The organism is Frankia sp. RB5 (assembly GCF_059816245.1).
Genome location: NZ_JCBATA010000162.1, coordinates 1 through 1192, shown reverse-complemented (window position 1 = coordinate 1192; position 1192 = coordinate 1). Strand labels below are relative to the sequence as shown.

General features: G+C 74.7%; 1 protein-coding gene. It reads left to right on the top strand.

Features of this window, described 5'->3' with window-relative positions:
• A partial coding sequence (locus AC6EXY_RS33300) for a protein kinase domain-containing protein (RefSeq protein ID WP_499842485.1) occupies nucleotides 1-458 on the top strand: 458 nt, incomplete at its 5' end.
• Between the last annotated feature and the right edge of the window lie 734 nt (nucleotides 459-1192).

The following is a 1192-nucleotide window of genomic DNA, read 5'->3' as shown; positions in this document are numbered from 1 at the left end:
CCGTCGTCGGTCGCGGCCCGCTGACCCCCGCGGAGCTGCACCAGCTCGCCGTCAGCATCACCACCGCCCTGATGGCCATCCACCGGGCCGGCCTCGTCCACCGTGACCTGAAGCCCTCGAACATCCTCTCCAGCCGGACCGCCGGACCATCCAGCAGCGCCGGGCGCCGGCTCCCGGGGGCCGGCACACCCGCGGGCAGCCCTGCCGTCTCCGTCGCCGGGCGGGCCAGGCCCGCCGGTGGACGGCTCACCTCCGGCGGCCCGTCGGCCCGCCCCGGCGGGGTCGCCGGCCAGCCGGGGTCGGGCCGCGTGCCCGCCGTCCCGCCTGGTGGCGGCTGTGGGCCAGGCCAGGTCGGCGTCCCCGCCGGCTGCCCGCCGACGGCCTCGCCGGGCAGCGGAGGCCGGAAGCCCAGCTCCGGCTCGGTCACGCCGAACAGCCGACAGTACGAACGGCGGTAGGCAACGCCCGGAAAGACCTTTCCGAGCTCATGGCGGCGGACCATTTCGGCGGTGGCGGCCGGCGGGGCAAAACCGTCCTTCGCGGGCAGTCCGCGCAGTCGTTCGGCGAGTCCGTCCTGAGTCAGGCCATGCGCCTCGCGAAAACGCCGAAGTATGTTCGGCGTCCATCCCGGATGCTTATCGACAGACACGTCGACCCCGTTCCCTCGACACCGTCCGTGCGGCCTAGATCAGGATAGTCAGCGGGGTCAGGTGAACGGGCCGAACCAGCGGAACAGGGACCTCCGCCACCTCCGTGTCCGTTTCCTGTCCGGTGCACCGCCGGCCCGGAGAATCACCTGTCGGCTGCCCTGGTCCGTTTGCGGTGGATGCGGTCGACTGGGACTCCAACGCGGTTTCCGACCGGGTCGACGGGAGGTCCCCGGACGCGGGACCGCGCCCCGGGCGCCGGTCGGCAACGAGTTGCCCCCTCGATGGCCGACGCCCAAGCCGGTCCCGGGCGGGACCCGTGGGCCACACCTGCCCGCCCGGGACCGGCGCCCCCCTGCTCCGCCGCAACGCGCAGCGCGAGGGGCGGCCGGCGGGAGCCACGCCGCGAACCAGGCCGAGCGTGGGCCGAGCAAGCGTGGGCCGAGCAAGCGTGGGCCGAGCAAGCGTGGGCCGAGCAAGCGTGGGCCGAGCAAGCGTGGGCCGAGCAAGCGTGGGCCGAGCAAGCGTGGGCCGAGCAAGCGTGG